At 34.2% G+C, this 16,498-nt stretch carries 17 protein-coding genes; 6 read left to right on the top strand and 11 right to left on the bottom strand.

Annotated features, from left to right (window positions below; genetic code table 11):
• The first annotated feature begins 24 nt into the window (after positions 1-24).
• Entirely contained in the window at positions 25-690 is a 666-nt protein-coding gene (gene msrA / locus GQR94_RS13610; protein WP_158976005.1) for a peptide-methionine (S)-S-oxide reductase MsrA, read from the top strand.
• A 1-nt stretch (position 691) separates the two neighbouring features.
• On the opposite strand, the gene GQR94_RS13605 is transcribed toward msrA, so the two are convergent.
• The 3 genes from GQR94_RS13605 to GQR94_RS13595 are packed head-to-tail and all read right to left on the bottom strand — an operon-like array spanning position 692 to position 3,276.
• Positions 692-2,173, bottom strand: a complete 1,482-nt coding sequence (locus GQR94_RS13605; RefSeq protein ID WP_158976004.1) for a hypothetical protein — start codon at positions 2,171-2,173, stop codon at positions 692-694.
• Positions 2,151-2,735, bottom strand: coding sequence for a hypothetical protein (locus GQR94_RS13600; RefSeq protein WP_158976003.1), 585 nt, complete (start codon positions 2,733-2,735; stop codon positions 2,151-2,153). The genes GQR94_RS13605 and GQR94_RS13600 overlap by 23 nt, the downstream gene beginning before the upstream one ends.
• Positions 2,719-3,276, bottom strand: a complete 558-nt coding sequence (locus GQR94_RS13595; RefSeq protein WP_158976002.1) for an RNA polymerase sigma factor — start codon at positions 3,274-3,276, stop codon at positions 2,719-2,721. The genes GQR94_RS13600 and GQR94_RS13595 overlap by 17 nt, the downstream gene beginning before the upstream one ends.
• An 89-nt stretch (positions 3,277-3,365) precedes the next feature.
• Between GQR94_RS13595 and GQR94_RS13590 the strand changes: the two genes are divergently transcribed.
• Entirely contained in the window at positions 3,366-4,268 is a 903-nt protein-coding gene (locus GQR94_RS13590) for an aldose epimerase family protein (protein ID WP_158976001.1), read from the top strand.
• A 51-nt stretch (positions 4,269-4,319) separates the two neighbouring features.
• Here the strand turns inward: GQR94_RS13590 and GQR94_RS13585 are convergent, their stop codons facing one another.
• Positions 4,320-4,745, bottom strand: coding sequence for an organic hydroperoxide resistance protein (locus GQR94_RS13585; RefSeq protein ID WP_158976000.1), 426 nt, complete (start codon positions 4,743-4,745; stop codon positions 4,320-4,322).
• A 128-nt stretch (positions 4,746-4,873) separates the two neighbouring features.
• On the opposite strand from GQR94_RS13585, the gene meaB reads away from it, so the two are divergent.
• From meaB to GQR94_RS13570, 3 genes are read left to right on the top strand one after another with little or no spacing between them, the layout of a single operon-like run.
• A complete protein-coding gene (meaB, locus tag GQR94_RS13580; protein WP_370458255.1) occupies positions 4,874-5,959 on the top strand; it encodes a methylmalonyl Co-A mutase-associated GTPase MeaB in 1,086 nt (361 codons plus the stop codon).
• Positions 5,960-5,992: 33 nt separating this feature from the next.
• Positions 5,993-6,949 (top strand): glycosyltransferase family 2 protein, encoded by a 957-nt coding sequence (locus GQR94_RS13575; protein ID WP_158979610.1) that lies wholly within the window; start codon positions 5,993-5,995, stop codon positions 6,947-6,949.
• Positions 6,933-7,802, top strand: a complete 870-nt coding sequence (locus GQR94_RS13570) for a lysylphosphatidylglycerol synthase transmembrane domain-containing protein (RefSeq protein ID WP_158975999.1) — start codon at positions 6,933-6,935, stop codon at positions 7,800-7,802. Before GQR94_RS13575 ends, GQR94_RS13570 begins: the two co-directional genes overlap by 17 nt.
• Here the strand turns inward: GQR94_RS13570 and GQR94_RS13565 are convergent.
• The 7 genes from GQR94_RS13565 to mnmA form a co-directional block, all read right to left on the bottom strand.
• Entirely contained in the window at positions 7,799-9,460 is a 1,662-nt protein-coding gene (locus GQR94_RS13565; RefSeq protein WP_158975998.1) for a glycosyltransferase family 39 protein, read from the bottom strand. The genes GQR94_RS13570 and GQR94_RS13565 overlap by 4 nt on opposite strands.
• Positions 9,457-10,026, bottom strand: coding sequence for a phosphatase PAP2 family protein (locus GQR94_RS13560; RefSeq protein WP_158975997.1), 570 nt, complete (start codon positions 10,024-10,026; stop codon positions 9,457-9,459). Before GQR94_RS13560 ends, GQR94_RS13565 begins: the two co-directional genes overlap by 4 nt.
• A 5-nt stretch (positions 10,027-10,031) precedes the next feature.
• Complete coding sequence (locus tag GQR94_RS13555; protein WP_013551396.1) at positions 10,032-10,259, bottom strand: hypothetical protein; 228 nt, start codon at positions 10,257-10,259, stop codon at positions 10,032-10,034.
• Between the two features lie 75 nt (positions 10,260-10,334).
• Positions 10,335-11,705: an MATE family efflux transporter gene (locus GQR94_RS13550; protein WP_158975996.1), complete on the bottom strand. Its 1,371-nt coding sequence runs from the start codon at positions 11,703-11,705 to the stop codon at positions 10,335-10,337.
• Between the two features lie 79 nt (positions 11,706-11,784).
• Positions 11,785-12,558 (bottom strand): nucleoside triphosphate pyrophosphohydrolase, encoded by a 774-nt coding sequence (gene mazG / locus GQR94_RS13545; RefSeq protein ID WP_158975995.1) that lies wholly within the window; start codon positions 12,556-12,558, stop codon positions 11,785-11,787.
• Positions 12,559-12,571: 13 nt separating this feature from the next.
• Positions 12,572-13,513, bottom strand: a complete 942-nt coding sequence (locus GQR94_RS13540; protein WP_158975994.1) for a nitronate monooxygenase family protein — start codon at positions 13,511-13,513, stop codon at positions 12,572-12,574.
• Between the two features lie 3 nt (positions 13,514-13,516).
• On the bottom strand, positions 13,517-14,707 hold the full coding sequence (gene mnmA / locus GQR94_RS13535; RefSeq protein ID WP_158975993.1) for a tRNA 2-thiouridine(34) synthase MnmA: 1,191 nt from the start codon (positions 14,705-14,707) through the stop codon (positions 13,517-13,519).
• A gap of 252 nt (positions 14,708-14,959) precedes the next feature.
• On the opposite strand from mnmA, the gene GQR94_RS13530 reads away from it, so the two are divergent.
• Positions 14,960-16,498 (top strand): fasciclin domain-containing protein, encoded by a 1,539-nt coding sequence (locus tag GQR94_RS13530; protein ID WP_158975992.1) that lies wholly within the window; start codon positions 14,960-14,962, stop codon positions 16,496-16,498.

Below are 16,498 nucleotides of genomic sequence, written 5' to 3'. Positions count from 1 at the left end.
TCCTACTAATAATAAAAAAACAATATGAACTATTTGAAAATTACTTTTATTGGACTCTTAGCGCTAGCGACCACGAGTTGCCAATCTAAAACAAAAGAAACTAAAAATACTCCAATACATACTGAGGTTCCCGTTCAAGATTTGTCTTCTTATGAAACTGCATATTTTGCCAGTGGCTGTTTCTGGTGTGTAGAAGCTGTATTTGAAAGTGTAAAAGGTGTTAAAGAAGTTGTCTCTGGTTATTCCGGAGGAAAAGAAAAAAATCCTACGTATGAGGCTGTTGGTTATGGTAGAACCACTCATGCAGAAGCAGTTAAAATATATTACAATCCTAAAGAAATAAGTTTTGAAACCTTGGTAAAGGTCTATTTTGGCTCTCATGATCCAACAACTGTAGATGGTCAACGTCCAGATATGGGAAAACAATATAGATCTATTGCCTTTTATAAAAATGATAATGAGAAAAAGATTATTGAGGCTTACATGACTAAATTAAAAAATGATAAGGTCTACAATAAGCCATTAGCTACAGAGGTCACTAAATTTGAAATCTTTTATGATGCAGAAGATTACCATCAAGATTATGAAAAAAAACATCCTAATAATTCTTATATAAAAGGTGTATCTGTTCCACGATTGAAAAAATTTCAAAGTAAATTTCCTGAACTAATAAAGAAAGACGCTCATTAAACTACTCTAACACTACTTCACTGTATTTCGCATGAATAGTTAAGGTCTTACCAGTATTTTTAGAAATATGATAGCCTTTACTTAAGGTTGTCTTATCATTTTTGGTTTTCACTAAATGTAATGCGGTGGGCGCTATTAACTTAGAATTCTCCCCATTTACAGTAATTGTAAATGGGGATTTTGGGATCTCACAGCGAAGTGTTCCGTTTTGCACAGAAACGTCTATAGCCGTAAAATCTTCATTTACTTCATGAATAGCTAAAGATCCAAAATTATTTTCAGCAAAAATATTCTGTAACAAATGCCCTATAGAAACTTCTGAAGATGATGCATTTAAGGTTAAATTCTTAGCGGTAGCTATAGAAACCTTATCAGAATAGCTGACTTTTAACTTTCCATAGTTCCAATTTTGAATTGTAACTGGAGAATAAGAAGCATTAATCTGTGTTTGATCACCATCAATACTATTTGCGTACAATCCTGCATAGGCAAAAGTTCCTTGAATATTTTTAGTGTTTTCAGCAAGCTTAACTTCCCCATGACGTACATTCAATTTGAGGGTTACAGACTTGGGCATTTTTATCTTTATGTACTTCTTTACTTTTATTTTAGAATTACCTTTTGCACTAGAGGACTGGTAATATACATTAGGAGAACTGTTATACCACATGATTAATGAATCATTGATCATGGTATCTATTCGCTTAGACAATAAATGAGCTACACGTTCTTGAGAATTATTTTTTAAACGTACAGATAATTCCTTACGTCTTTCTTCTAGTTGGCTTTTACGTCCTTCTTGAGCCGCTCTCAAAGCGGTACTACGTTGCTCAAAAGCAATTGCTTTAGCATTCATAGCCTCATGTCGTAATTCTTCAGCTTTTTGGTGTTGCTCCTCTACTTTTTCTTCTAATTCTTTAAAAGCTTTCCTGTCTTTTTCAGAGAAACCTGCATCTAATTCTTTTTGCCACTTTTTCATATAGGCATCTCCACCTTTTTTAAATGCTTCAAAATCAAACTCAGGTACCGTAATCCTAGGAATTTCAGGAAAATCAAGAGAGTCTAGCATGAACGTTAATTGTTCAAACTCTGGCATTTCCCCAATTTCTGGTAATTCAAATTCATTAGAGTCCCAAGAACTTTTAAATCCGCTTATTGCATGATTAGACGACCATGAATTCTGTGCTCCCGAAGTAATAGATATTTGACTACTATTCCCCGTAATATTTAATTCATTTTGCTTGAAATACTTTTCCATATCTTTTGGAGAAGCCCCTTCTATCGCTATAACTACCTCTATTTCTACTTGGTCTTTATTCCACGTTTCAAATTCAATATCCGTATGCGATGTGTTTAGATTTACTACGGCATCCTTATTTACATTATAGTTTTCAATATAGGTTTTAGTTTGCTTTTGTGCCGTTGCAGAAGCAATTGCAAAAAGAAACACTACTAGTAATTTATATGCTGATTGCTGTTTCATTTTTTGATGATTTTAATTCGATTAATGTATCTTTTAGTTTTTGCAACAACTGTAAGCGCAACTGTAGATTTTGAATTAGTGCAGAAATAGTTTGATCATTTGGCCCTATGGTATTTAATTCTTTATTCAACCGCTGATATTCTGTATTCAAATCTGCCAATCGTTCCATAAATCCATCTACAAGATCCTTGTTCTCCTGAGAGACTTCTAATTTTGCCAATTCTAAATTAATGGTAGCCAAGTAGTAATTCTCTACTTTTTTAAGATCTGGCGATAAATCACCTAATGAGATTTCTTGACTTTCTGGTTTTTGATCTACATTCACTATGCTTGGGTTTTCTACAGGAACCCCTGCCCTATTACTAACATAGAAATAAATACCTACACTGATCATGATTAACACAGTGGCCGCAATTTTCATAAAAAAGAAACTGAAAGAAGCTGCCTTTTTAGGCAATTCTTGATCTAAGCGATTAGAAAAACGCTCCTTATGACCGGGGTTTAAGGTATACTTCTCCTTTTCAGGCGTTTCTTTAAAGAGATTTCTAAGATCTTGATTCATACTTCTTTTTTGTTAATTTTTCTTTTAAATAAGCTTTACCTCTCATAAGTTGCGTCCTACAGGTGGTTTCTTGAATATTCAATATCTGGGAAATTTCAGAATGATCATACCCTTCTATTAAATAGAGTAGTAAAACATACCTGTATTTTTCGGAAAGAGTATCAATAGCGACTCTAACTTCTTCGATGGTAATTGATACTTCTACATTCCAATCCTCATCTTCAACGAGATGCTGTTCATTCTCTTCTAAAGGAACGTGTTGCTTGCGCTTGGCCTTCAGATAATCTATACATTTATGAATAACAATTTTTTTTAACCATGCTCCAAATGTAACTTCCCCCTTAAACTGGTCTATTTTTACAAATGCTTTAATAAATGATTCCTGCAAAACGTCTTCTGCATCATCACTATTTTGCAAATACCGCATTACTACGCAAAACATACCATCACAATACTTATCATAGAGTTTCATTTGCGCTCTACGATCGTTAGCCTTACATTGCTCAATTAAGTCTGTTTGGAATTTTAACAATTTTTCCAAGTTGGTTTATAGTTGTTGTTATCTTAAAGACGATGACTTTATTGCAGTGTTGCAAAAAAGTTTAGATTTGTTTCTTAAAATTTTCTGTTTTGATTCAAAATACAATTAAAAATGACAAAATTGAGCTGACGGTTCTTGATTTTGGTGCTATCATTCAAAAAATAATCGTAAAAGATAAAAATGGTCTCCCTACAAATATGGTAGTGGGTTTTGATGGGCCAGAAGATTATCTAATCAACCCAATGTTTTTAGGTGCTTGCATAGGGCGCTACGCAGGGAGAATCTCTCAAGGAAGTTTTTCATTAGACGGTAAAACATTTGCTATTCATAAAGAAGAGGGCGTTCATTTACATGGCGGCACCAGAGGTTTTGATAAAAAATATTTTAAGGTTGATGAAATTAATCACGGCGCTAAACCTTTCATACAACTTTCTTATTTAAGTGAACATTTAGAAGAAGGCTATCCCGGAAATTTAAAAGTAACCGTTACCTATACTTTAGATGATGATGCTTTAATCATTACACATAAAGCAACAACCGATAAAAAAACTGTAGTTAATTTAACAAATCACTCGTATTTTAAATTAGACAACGCAGCAGAAATAAACCATTACGATTTACAATTAGACTGTTCTAAAATCCTAGATACGGATAAAAACCTTCTTCCTTCAGGAAAATTAACTGAAGTTGCGTATACTAATTATGATTTTTTAGAAAAGAAAAAAATAAACACTACACGATTGGATACTCCCTTTGTTATTTCTAAAAGTAAAGATATCTGCGCATCCGTGCACTCCGGAATTTCTGGAATTACTTTAGAAGTAACAACGAACCAACCTGCGGTAGTCATTTACACTCCTGAAACTACAGGGTCTATCTGCTTTGAAACACAAAATTATCCTGACGCCCCAAATCATCCTAATTTCCCATCGAGTGTATTAAGTAATGGAGAAAAATATTTCAATCAATCTACCTTTCGATTTAAAGCATAATAAAAGCCCGAAAATTCGGGCTTTATTTTTAGTATCGTGACTTTTAAGAATTTACTCGTCTAGAAGTAAATTAAGATTTACGGTGATATTATCTCTTGTTGCTTTGCTGTAAGGACAAATTTCGTGAGCAGCATTAATTAGCTCCTCTCCTTTTTCTTTATCTACCGTAGGCAAATAAGCATCTAAAGTTGCTTCTATATTAAAACCATCATCATCTTTTCCAAAACCTATAACAGCGGTTACACTAAAATCGCCTAAGTCATCTACTCCATTTTCTTTTGCTACAGCTTGCAATGCACCCGCAAAACAAGTAGAATATGCTGCAGCAAATAATTGTTCTGGATTTGTATATTTTTCTTCGATAGGGTCTTTCCCATTCGGCATTTTCACATCTAAATCAATTAGTCCGCCTTCCGTAGTTACATGACCAGACCTACCACCTGTATTTGTTGCACTTGACTCGAATATTGTTTTCATTTCAATTTATTTTAATGTTTAAGACCATAATATACTAATAGAAGAATCGCTGACGAAAAATGAATTATTAAATTTGTGTGAATGTTTCATAAAAAACCTTATTTTTCTATAAATCATCTAGTATCTCTTTGAAAAAAAATAATAAAAAATCAGCCTTAGAAGAAAAAGAAGGAATACATCTTGATGCTATTTCTAATAAAGCTTCTATTGCTAAAATTAAAAGTTTTAGAAAAAATCAGCCTTCTGTATCCAGTTTAATTCAGGGTATTCACAACGGAGATAAAATAGCATTGAGTAGAGGAATCACTCTGGTTGAGAGTAAAAGCAAACCACACGCAATACAAGCTAATCAAATTATTGAAGCTTGTATTTCAGATAAAAAAAATACCTTACGAATAGGCATCACAGGAGTACCGGGTGTAGGCAAAAGTACTTTTATTGAAGCTTTAGGAAAACACTTGACCAATATTGGTAAAAAAGTAGCTGTTTTAGCGGTAGATCCAACGAGCTCTTTGAGTAGAGGAAGTATTTTAGGCGATAAAACAAGAATGGAAGCTTTGGTTAAAGATGAGAATGCTTTTATTAGGCCATCTCCTTCTGGAGATTCCTTAGGAGGCGTGGCTAGAAAAACTAGAGAATCTATAATTCTATGCGAAGCTGCTAATTTTGATGTTATCTTAATTGAAACCGTAGGCGTTGGTCAAAGTGAAACCGCAGTGCATAGCATGGTCGATTTTTTCTTATTACTAAAACTTGCCGGAGCCGGAGACGAGTTACAAGGTATTAAAAGAGGTATTATGGAAATGACAGATACTATCGTCATTAATAAAGCCGATGGTAAAAACAAACAAGCAGCAAAATTAGCACGTATAGAATTTACTAGAGCCTTGCACTTTTATCCACCTAAAGAAAATGGATGGATTCCCAATGTACTAGAATGTTCTGCCTTAGAAAACGAAGGTATTTCTGAAGTCTGGCAAACTATCTTAAACTTTAAAGAAGCTACAGCAGCTTCTATGTATGAAAACCGAAAACACCAAAATAAATTTTGGCTACTACAAACAATAGAAGACAATTTAAAAATACGTTTTTACCAAGATGATACCATTCAAGAAAAACTAAAAGAACTTACTTCTCTAGTAATGAATGCAAAAGTATCCCCGTTTGTTGCTGCGGAGCAATTGTTAGCCCTACATCAAAAAGAACTTAAATAAAAAGCATAAATTTGCAGCTTGAATTTAATTGCTATGACTGTTTTAACTGACGCGCTTCTTTCTATTGTTGTTCCTTTATATAATGAAGAAGACAATGTTGTTTTACTTACGGAGAAAATCCATGAAAGTCTTGTAGGCTATACCTATCAGATAATATATATAGATGATTTCTCTACAGATGCAACACGCATGGTAGTTAAAAAAATGAACGATAGTAAGGTTCATTTGATTGAATTAAAGAAAAATTACGGTCAGAGTTTAGCCCTAGCAGCAGGAATAGATTATGCAGAGGGAGAATACATTATTACCATGGATGGGGATTTACAGAATGACCCAAGTGATATTCCTCAAATGCTTTCTTACGCTATTAGTGGTGAATATGATTTAATTACGGGTATTCGTCAAAAGAGAAAAGATTCTTTAGTTAAAAAAATTCCTTCTAAAATCGCAAATTTTTTAGTGCGCCGTGTGACCAAGTTAGATATAAAAGATAATGGGTGTGCTCTAAAGGTTTTTACAAAAGATATTGCTAAGGATTTAAACCTATATGGCGAAATGCATCGCTTTATAACGTTGCTAGCCTATTTAGAAGGTGCACAGATTAAGCAAGTACCCGTAAAGCACCATGCTAGACATGCTGGTGTCTCTAAATATGGTTTAGAAAGAGTGTTTAAAGTGATTGCAGATATGATGCTCCTTTTATTCATTCGAAAATATTTTCAGCGACCAATTCACTTATTTGGAATTTTCGGAGTTTTACTCATTCTTTTAGGTGGAATAATTAACATATACCTATTAGTTGTAAAATTAATGGGTGAAGATATTGGCAACCGCCCATTGTTAATTTTTGGATTGATGTTTATTTTAGCAGGTATTCAGCTCTTTACTATAGGAATTGTGATGGAATTATTAATTAGAACCTACTATGAATCACAGCAAAAACGACCATACCGAATTAAAAAAATTCTTATAGGTGATAAAGCCCAATAAAAAGCTAGTAACAGCACTTAAAATTATAGTTAGTGCTGTTTTACTTTACTTTGTTTTTACTAAAATTAATTATAATGATGTTTTTGATATTTTAAAAAAAACAGATCCGTTATACTTAAGCTTAGCAACACTATTCTTTATTTTATCTAAGGTTATCTCTGCTTTCAGAGTTAATTTATATTTCCATCAATTAAATGTATTTCTAACCCATAAGAGTAATTTGAAGCTCTACGCCTTAGGTATGTTTTACAATTTGTTTTTACCAGGAGGTATTGGAGGCGATGCCTATAAAGGATATATTATTAAAAAAGAGTTCCCTGTAGATACGAAAAAAATTGTATCCGTTTTGGTTTTAGATCGCTTAAGCGGACTATTACTACTTTTTATTTATGCCTGTCTTCTTATTATTTTTATTGATGTAACTTTCATAAAAAATATTGAATTTTATGCTATTGCGGCAATAGGCTTAAGTACCGTAGTTTTCTGGTTTTTAACTAAAAAATTCTTTAATTATGTACTTTCTATTTTTTGGAAAACTTTTGGATACTCCGCTTTAGTTCAATTATCACAACTAGTTAGCGTGTTATTTATTTTGAAAGCATTAGACTTTGATAGTAATACGGTAGCGTATCTTTTTATATTCTTGATATCTTCTATTGTCTCTGTCATTCCTTTAACTATAGGCGGAATAGGAAGTAGAGAATTAACCTTCTTTTATGGTGCCGAAGTATTAAATTTAGACGAGAATACATCCATAAGCATTAGTATGATGTTCTTCTTAATCACCGCAATGGTTTCCTTTATTGGAATCTACTATCACTTTAAAAAACCGAAGTTACAGACGCGACCTTAATTTATCAGATGAATTAAGTATTTATGCTTAATCACTTTTTTGCGCGTAGCAGGATTTAAAAATCTAGCTTGGAGTCTCGTTATTCTAAAATCATCCACCTCAAATTGTTGGTCCCAATCCAAACCAACATCTCTTAACTGCAATAACTCATCTTCAGAAATATACACCCATGAATCTTTAATATCTTCTAAGGCATCTATTTTAGTAATTTGCACAGGTTTCTGATTATAAAAATCTAAAGACCAAGTATGCTCTTCACTTAGTTTATAAATTTTATCAACCGGAATATTATTCTTAGCTACTACATTCGCCATAGCAGAACCTGCTTGGTACTCTAATAAATTAGGGTAAAAATGAAAATTCAATACCGCGTTTAATAGGATAGAAGACAAGGATGCGATTGTTAAAACTCGTATTGCATAAGCTTCGCGTTTTAACGTAAAATAAATACAAATAGCACCAGCCACAGCAAATAAGATATAAGAAATCATGGATTCAAATTCAAACACATAAAAACAGAATAATGAAATCACGACGAAAATCAATCCAAATATAAAGTATTGAATTCCTAGGAGAATTTTAATGGCTCTGTCTTTTGAGTATACCTTTAAGCTGTATAAATAAGCTGCAGTAAGTATCGCAAATAATGGAATTACAATATTTAAGTAGTGCGGTAATTTAAACTGTGCAAAACTGATGATTATAAAAATTAAGGTGATACCCCCAAGCGTTAAAAATTCGTATTTAGGATTGTATTTAAATTTAAGCTGTATAAAAGTTTTTACTTTACAATAATACGCGACTATCCCTATTACCGTCCAAGGTAAGAAAACCCATAAAAAAGTATGAAAAAAGAAGAAATAGTCACTACTATTTTTCCCGATCCCTTCCCCACTCATACGTTCAAAACTCTGCTCCCAAAGAATAAAAAAGATACCACTTCTATGGCTACGTCCGCGAATTATTTTTTCTGGATGCAAATCAAACTGTAGGTAGTATGCATAAAGAATAGGCGTAATTGTAATTGTAAAAACTAAGATAGCAACAAGAACACGCCAATTAATAAATTGCATCCATTTACGCGTATATGCCAAATGACATAAAAGAGGCAATCCTAAAACAACCAATGCAATTTGACCTTTTGTAGAAAAAGCAATACCCGCCCCGAAAGCGCCTAGAACAATATTTAAAAGAGAATTTTTATTGATATAGCTCGTCAATTGCCAAAGCGCAAAAATTGTAAAGCCTGTTAAAACAGCATCAGTTCTAACGTCTATTACAGACAAAACTATAGTTTGTGAGCTAAGAAAAATTAAAGCGGCTGTTTTCCCAACATATTCGTTGTATAATAAACGTCCTAAACCATAACAACTATAAGCCCCTAAAAATATCGCTAACATTCCTGGAATACGATAAGCCCAATCATGTAGCCCAAAAATTTTGAAAGATAACGCAGCAAGCCAATAATGCATATGCGGCTTATCTAGATATTCGCCAGTTCCCTTTATTAAGTTTATAAAATCGTTTTCTTGGGCCATTCTCATAGCCATCACTGCAAATTGGGCGGAATCATTTTCAAACAACGTAGAAAATAGTCCAGCTATATATACGACACATATAAGAAATAATAAAAGCCAATACCTTGTATTAGATATCATAAACTAAACTTCTGAGTTGCAAATATATACAACTTTATAAATAACCAACTAAAAATGAGACCAATTAGGGCACCTGTTATCACATCTAAGGGATAATGCACTCCAATGTAGATACGACTATAGGCAACCAAAAGTGCCCAAAAAAGTAGTAAATAAACTATATTTTTATATTTTTCTTTCAATAACTGCCCCAAAAATAGGGCAACTGCAAAGGAATTAGAAGCGTGTGCCGAAAAATATCCATACTGACCACCACAAGAGTTTTTTACCAAACGAACCAATGCTCCTATTTCTTCATCATGACAAGGTCTTAAGCGTTTAAACCCATACTTAAATAAATTAGCAACTTGATCGGTAGCGGTAATCATTAGTGCAATCACAACAAATAACAGTAAGGTTCTTTTTAAACCAAAACTTCTATAAAATAAAAAAGCCAATACAATGTAAAGCGGAATAGCACTAAACTTATTGGTTATAAACAACCAAAAACCATCCCAGGTAGAAGACCCTAAATGATTTAAAAAAAGAAAAAGGTTTTTATCGTGTTGTAAAAGCTCTTCTAACATGAGCGTTATTCTTCGTAGCGAGCTACCTCTCTATCGTAAAAAGCAGTTGCTTGCTCTATAAGATTTTCGGCTTCTGATTCTAATTCATTTTCATCATCCGCAGTAAAATCTTCTAACCATTCTACCTCATCGTTCTCAAGGTTGATGATAAATCTTGGATACTCCGTATGTATTACGAATATTGCGGTTGGGTAATCTGTATTATCGCCTAATAAGAATTTAGGAAACTCCATAGTTAATTTTTTAAGAGGGCTAAAAATACAATTATTTGATTGAAATTGATCAATATATAGCTTCTAAAAAGAAAATTATACTGCTGCTATTTTCTTTTTTGTTTGCCCATTGAATCGAATATATAATAATATTGCCGAAGCTGTTAAACCTACTAACAATCCTATCCAAATACCTGTACTTTTTAATTCTGTGTGCAAGCTTAAATAGTAACTTGTTGGAAAACCAATCAACCAATACGCAATAAATGTAATAAAAGTTGGCACTACCACGTCTTGTAACCCTCTTAACGCACCCAATATCACGACTTGTAAACCATCAGAAATCTGAAATATAGCAGCAACAATTAATAATTGGGCTGCTATAGCAATCACCTCCATATTATCCGCTTTATTGGCAACATCATCTACATTTAAATAGATGGTTGGCAACCATTGGTTATAGACAAAGAAAATAAGTGCAAAGACAATTTCTAACAACAGGGTGAGGAAAAATATTGAAATTGCAATACGTCTTAAGGATTTAAAGTCTGACAACCCTTTTTGATTAGCCACACGAATCATAGCCGCAACGCCTAAACCCATACCTACCATAAAGGTCATACTAGACAAGTTTAAAGCGATCTGGTTTGCTGCCTGATGATTTTTTCCAAGCACTCCGCTTAACCATACCGCAGAGGTAAATATACCTACTTCAAAAAACATTTGTAGTGCTGATGGAAAACCGAGACTAAAAATTTTTTCAATGACTCTACTTTCAAGTTTAGCAAAATTAAATCCAGTAACATAATCATGGAATTTCTTTTTACTCCTTAGAAGTAACCAAATAAATAATACCATAATTACCCGAGAAGCTAAAGTACCTATTGCCGCCCCTACGATTCCCATTTTAGGAAATCCAAAATTACCAAAGATCAAAAGGTAGTTTAAAGTAATGTTCACCACATTGGCTAAAATTGTGGCATACATTGGATATTTTGTTTGTGACAAACCTTCTGAAAATTGTTTGAAGGCTTGAAAAATAATAAGCGGAACTAAAGAAAAAGCCACTAAATCTAAATAGGGCATTGCTAATGCTACCACTTCTGGTGGTTGTTTCATTAAATGCATGACCGGTTTGGCCAACATAATGACTCCAAATAAAAACAAACCTAAAACAGTGCAGAGTAACAAACCGTGTTTTAAGGCGCTTTTCCCCTCTTGCTTTTTCCCTGCGGAATCTGCTTCCGCTACTAAGGGAGTTATTGCGGTAGAAAAGCCAATCCCCAAAGACATCGCCACAAAAACAAAACTGTTTCCTAATGATACCGCTGCTAATTCTGCAGTACCCAATTGCCCTACCATGATGTTATCTGCAAGTTGTACAAATGTATGCCCAAGCATCCCCATAATAACAGGAACCGCAAGGGTCAAATTGTATTTAAATTCTTTGGTATATTGTTGTAACAAAAGGTTATTTATTTATTGGGCGGTAAAGATACGCGCTTCCACTTTCTTAATCTTTCAATTAAAATTCTTTATTTAATTTTTAATGTTTTTTAGCCTCTTCCCAGAAAATATCCATTTCTGCCAAGGTCATATCTTTTAATTCTTTTCCTAATGTTTTAGCTTTACTTTCAAGGTATTGAAACCTACCTATAAATTTCTTATTGGTACGTTCTAAAGCATTTTCAGGATTTATTTTTAAAAAACGGGCATAATTTACCATCGAGAAAAAAACATCCCCAAACTCCGCTTCCATAGCATCCTCGTCTTTCTTTTCAACTTCTTCGTGTAACTCTTGCAATTCTTCTTGCACTTTCTCCCAAACTTGTTCTGGTTTTTCCCAGTCAAAACCAACTGCAGCAACTTTATCTTGTATTCTACTCGCTTTCACCAAAGCAGGCAAACCTTTTGGAACGCCTTCTAAAACACTTTTTCTACCTTCCTTAAGCTTTAACTTCTCCCAGTTTTGCTTTACCTCTTCTTCATTTTCAACCTTAACATCTCCATAGATATGTGGATGCCTATGAATGAGTTTATCACAAATTTCATTGGCTACATCGGCAATATCAAAGTCATTGGTTTCACTTCCTATTTTGGCGTAAAATACAATGTGCAACAAAACATCTCCTAATTCCTTTTTTACTTCTTGTAAATCATTATCAAGGATAGCGTCACCTAATTCATAGGTTTCTTCTATCGTTAAATGCCTTAAGGTTTCCATGGTTTGTTTTTTATCCCATGGACATTGCGCCCTTAATTCATCCATTATTGTTAGTAGTCTATCAAAAGCCTCTAATTGTTTTTTTCGAGAATTCATGTCCGTGTATTCTTTAAATGGTCCTTACTCTTTCTTTTGCTGCTTCAAATTCTCGAACCATATCTTCTACAATATTTTTCGCTGGTTTTATATCATGAATCAGCGACGATACTTGACCAATTTCTAATTCACCCGCTTCCATGTCTCCTTCAAACATCCCGCGTTTGGCACGCGCTCTTCCTAAAAGAGCAACTAAATCAACTTTGGTAGCGCCCTCTGCATATTTACGTTGCACCTCTTCGTAAAACGCATTTTTTATCAAACGTACTGGCGCTAGTTCCTTTAAAGTCAAATGTGTTTCTCCTTCCCCTATCGCTACCACTTTCTCTTTAAAAGCTTGATGTGATGACGCTTCCGTACTTGCTACAAAACGACTTCCCACTTGCACTCCATCTGCTCCCAAAATCATAACGGCAAGCATAGCACTACCGGTAGCTATACCACCTGCGGCAATTATTGGGATTGAAATTTTTTCTTTTACAGAAGGAATAAGAGTTAAGGTAGTTGTTTCATCTCTTCCATTATGACCACCCGCTTCAAAGCCTTCGGCTACAATAGCATCTACTCCAGCTTCCTGAGCTTTCAGTGCAAATTTTACGCTACTCACCACATGGACTACAACAATACCCTTCTCTTTTAAAAAAGGCGTCCAAGTTTTAGGGTTCCCAGCAGAAGTAAATACAATTTTTACTCCCAACTCAATAATAATATTCATGAGCTTATCCAAATCTGGATATAGCATAGGAATATTAACGGCAAAAGGTTTGTCTGTTGCTTTCTGACATTTAAGAATATGTTCCCGCAACACTTCAGGATACATAGATCCGGCACCAATAATACCCAACCCTCCAGCGTTAGAAACAGCAGAAGCTAATCGCCATCCACTGGCCCAAATCATACCCCCTTGAATAATGGGATATGTTATATTAAATAATCCTGTAATTCTATTTTGCATTGTTTATGAAATAACACCTGAACCTATAAGTTCATCCTTTAAATACCAAGCTACAAATTGACCTTCTGTAATTGCTGATTGCTTGTCTTGAAAATCTACATAAATACCACCTTCCATTTTATATAAGGTTGCTTTCTGTAATTCTTGACGGTACCTAATCCGTGCCATTACTTCTAAAGATTCATCTATATGGATTGCCAAATCTGGTCGTACCCAATGCAACTCTTCATCAGAAACAAATAAAGTTCTTCGAAACAAGCCAGGATGATTTTTACCTTGACCCGTATATATTACATTCTCGTCAACATCGGTTTCTATCACAAATAAAGGTTCTTTGGTTCCCCCTACATCTAAACCTTTACGCTGTCCTTTGGTAAAATAATGTGCCCCTTGATGATTTCCTACAACTTTACCATCTGTTAAATGATAGATTGGTTTCTTAGCAAAATAGGCTAATTCCTCATTTTTATTTAAAAACTCAGTAGGCGCTTCTTCAAATTGTATTACGGTTGAAGGAACTTCTACAATCACCCCTTTTTTTTGTTTTAATTTTTGTTGTAAAAAATCTGGCAAACGTACTTTACCTATAAAACAAAGCCCTTGCGAATCCTTTTTATCGGCAGTAATCAATTCATTCTCTGCAGCTATTCTACGCACCTCAGGTTTTAACAACTCCCCAATAGGAAAAAGGGTCTTTGCCAATTGCTCTTGTGATAACTGACATAAAAAATACGATTGATCTTTATTAGGATCTTCTCCCGCTAAAAGCTGATACGTTTCTGTGCCGTCACTATTTTCGATGATTCCCTTTCTGCAATAATGTCCTGTAGCCACATAATCTGCTCCCAATTGCAGTGCAATCTTCATAAAAACATCAAACTTTATTTCCCGATTACAAAGTACATCTGGATTTGGCGTACGCCCTTTAGCATATTCATCAAACATATAATCAACAATACGCTCTTTATATTCTGTACTCAAATCTACGGTCTGAAAAGGAATCCCTAATTTTTCTGCTACAATCATAGCATCATTACTATCTTCTAACCATGGACATTCATCGGATATCGTAACAGTATCATCGTGCCAGTTTTTCATAAAAAGACCAATCACTTCATAACCCTGCTCTTTTAATAAATAAGCAGCAACACTAGAATCAACACCACCAGAAAGGCCTACAACAACTTTTTTCATTTTTTTAATAAAATAGGAGTACAAAAATACAAAAATAGATATTCAAAACACTTAGTCGCACCCTCAGATAATAATTTCATTAGCTGCTATTTTATTTTAAAAATGAGGTTTTGAACTTATATCCTTCTTTTGTTTTGTTAAACTTTTATTAAAATACATTAAACAAACGCAACCTTTTATAATTATCATATCTTTATATTGTTTAACAATTAACTCAAAAGATTAAACATTATTAACTTAAAAACAATGATTATGAAAAATTTATTGCGATTAAAAAGTGTTCTATTAAGTTTTATGCTACTCTCATTCGCACTATCGTGTGATAATGATGATGATGACAATAACAATGAACAAAAGACCGAAACAACGATTGTAGAAACAGCACAAACTACGGATGCGTTGAGTAGTTTAGTTGCTGCATTAATTCAAGCGGATGAAAACACAAACGCAAATTTGGTTACTACCTTAAATTCAGATGGTCCTTTTACGGTATTTGCACCAACAAACGATGCTTTCACTACTTTCTTCGCTTCTTTAGATGGCTATGATTCCTTGGATGATTTTGATACTGCTGATGAAAAAGCATTATTAGCAAAAATCCTAAGCTACCATGTTGTCAGCGGATCGGCTAGATCAACGGCGTTAAGTGATGGCCAAACCATAGAAACGATACAACAAGAGGAGGTAACGATTCGAATTTCTAATGGGAGCGTCTTCATACAAGACGCTACTGATGTAGATGCTGAAGTTATTAGTGCCGATGTAGAAGCCAGCAATGGCATTGTACATGTTATCAATAAAGTTTTGGTCCCACAAGAAGTATTAGATTTATTAACGGAAATGGCAGAAGAGCAAACGACCCTAGTGGAGATTGTTGTAGCTACAGATGCGCTATCTATTTTAAAAGATGCGGTTGTAAAAACTGAATTGGTAGATACACTAAACAGTGCTGGTCCATTTACCGTTTTTGCACCTACCAACGATGCATTCGTCGCATTGCTAAATGCACTCGGAGATGATTATACCAGTTTAGATGATTTTGATACCGAAGCTGAAATCGCATTATTGAAAAACATACTATTATACCATGTATTACCCGCTAAAGTGCTAGCAGCAGATTTAGCTGCAGGGTCTGTGGGTACAGCTTATGCTGATAACTCTATTGAAATTATCGCCTCAGACGGATCTTTTGTTATTGGTGACGCGTCTTCAGTAAATGCTACTATTACAGGTACAGATATTATGGCATCAAATGGTGTAGCACATACCATTGATAAAGTATTATTACCACAGGCAGCCATTGATTTTGTTGAGGGATTAACGAATGGAACATTAGTAGACATTGTAGTAGCTACCGAACCCTTGTCTATTTTAGAAGCTGCAGTACTAAAAACGGATTTAGTAGCTACACTTAATAGCGCTGGACCATTCACCGTATTTGCTCCTACAAATGATGCCTTTGTTGCTCTTTTAGATACACTCGGAGATGATTATAACAGCTTAGATGATTTTGATACAACAGGTGAAATAGATGTACTAAGAAATATTTTATTATACCATGTAATTCCTTCAAAGGTAATGGCAAGTGCTTTAGCTGCGGGAAATATTGAAACAGCATATGCTGATAATTCTGTAGAAATAATAGTCTCAGGAGACACCTTCGTTATTGGCGACGATACAGATACTAATACGAGTATTACAAGTACGGATATTTTTGCAACAAATGGTGTTGCCCATACTATTGACAAAGTATTATTGCCACAAGCTGCATTGACAGCATTAGGGCTTTAA

Source organism: Cellulophaga sp. L1A9 (assembly GCF_009797025.1).
Lineage (GTDB): Bacteria > Bacteroidota > Bacteroidia > Flavobacteriales > Flavobacteriaceae > Cellulophaga.
Note: the sequence above shows the minus strand (reverse complement) of the source record. Positions and strands in the feature narration are given on the sequence as shown.

Excerpts from the sequence above, each read along its gene's own strand:
- msrA (WP_158976005.1), top strand. The coding sequence starts at position 25 with ATGAACTATTTGAAAATTACTTTTATTGGACTCTTAGCGCTAGCGACC.
- GQR94_RS13605 (WP_158976004.1), bottom strand. The coding sequence starts at position 2,173 with ATGAAACAGCAATCAGCATATAAATTACTAGTAGTGTTTCTTTTTGCA.
- GQR94_RS13600 (WP_158976003.1), bottom strand. The coding sequence starts at position 2,735 with ATGAATCAAGATCTTAGAAATCTCTTTAAAGAAACGCCTGAAAAGGAG.
- GQR94_RS13585 (WP_158976000.1), bottom strand. The coding sequence starts at position 4,745 with ATGAAAACAATATTCGAGTCAAGTGCAACAAATACAGGTGGTAGGTCT.
- GQR94_RS13575 (WP_158979610.1), top strand. The coding sequence starts at position 5,993 with ATGACTGTTTTAACTGACGCGCTTCTTTCTATTGTTGTTCCTTTATAT.
- GQR94_RS13565 (WP_158975998.1), bottom strand. The coding sequence starts at position 9,460 with ATGATATCTAATACAAGGTATTGGCTTTTATTATTTCTTATATGTGTC.
- GQR94_RS13560 (WP_158975997.1), bottom strand. The coding sequence starts at position 10,026 with ATGTTAGAAGAGCTTTTACAACACGATAAAAACCTTTTTCTTTTTTTA.
- GQR94_RS13555 (WP_013551396.1), bottom strand. The coding sequence starts at position 10,259 with ATGGAGTTTCCTAAATTCTTATTAGGCGATAATACAGATTACCCAACC.
- mazG (WP_158975995.1), bottom strand. The coding sequence starts at position 12,558 with ATGAATTCTCGAAAAAAACAATTAGAGGCTTTTGATAGACTACTAACA.
- GQR94_RS13540 (WP_158975994.1), bottom strand. The coding sequence starts at position 13,513 with ATGCAAAATAGAATTACAGGATTATTTAATATAACATATCCCATTATT.
- mnmA (WP_158975993.1), bottom strand. The coding sequence starts at position 14,707 with ATGAAAAAAGTTGTTGTAGGCCTTTCTGGTGGTGTTGATTCTAGTGTT.
- GQR94_RS13530 (WP_158975992.1), top strand. The coding sequence starts at position 14,960 with ATGAAAAATTTATTGCGATTAAAAAGTGTTCTATTAAGTTTTATGCTA.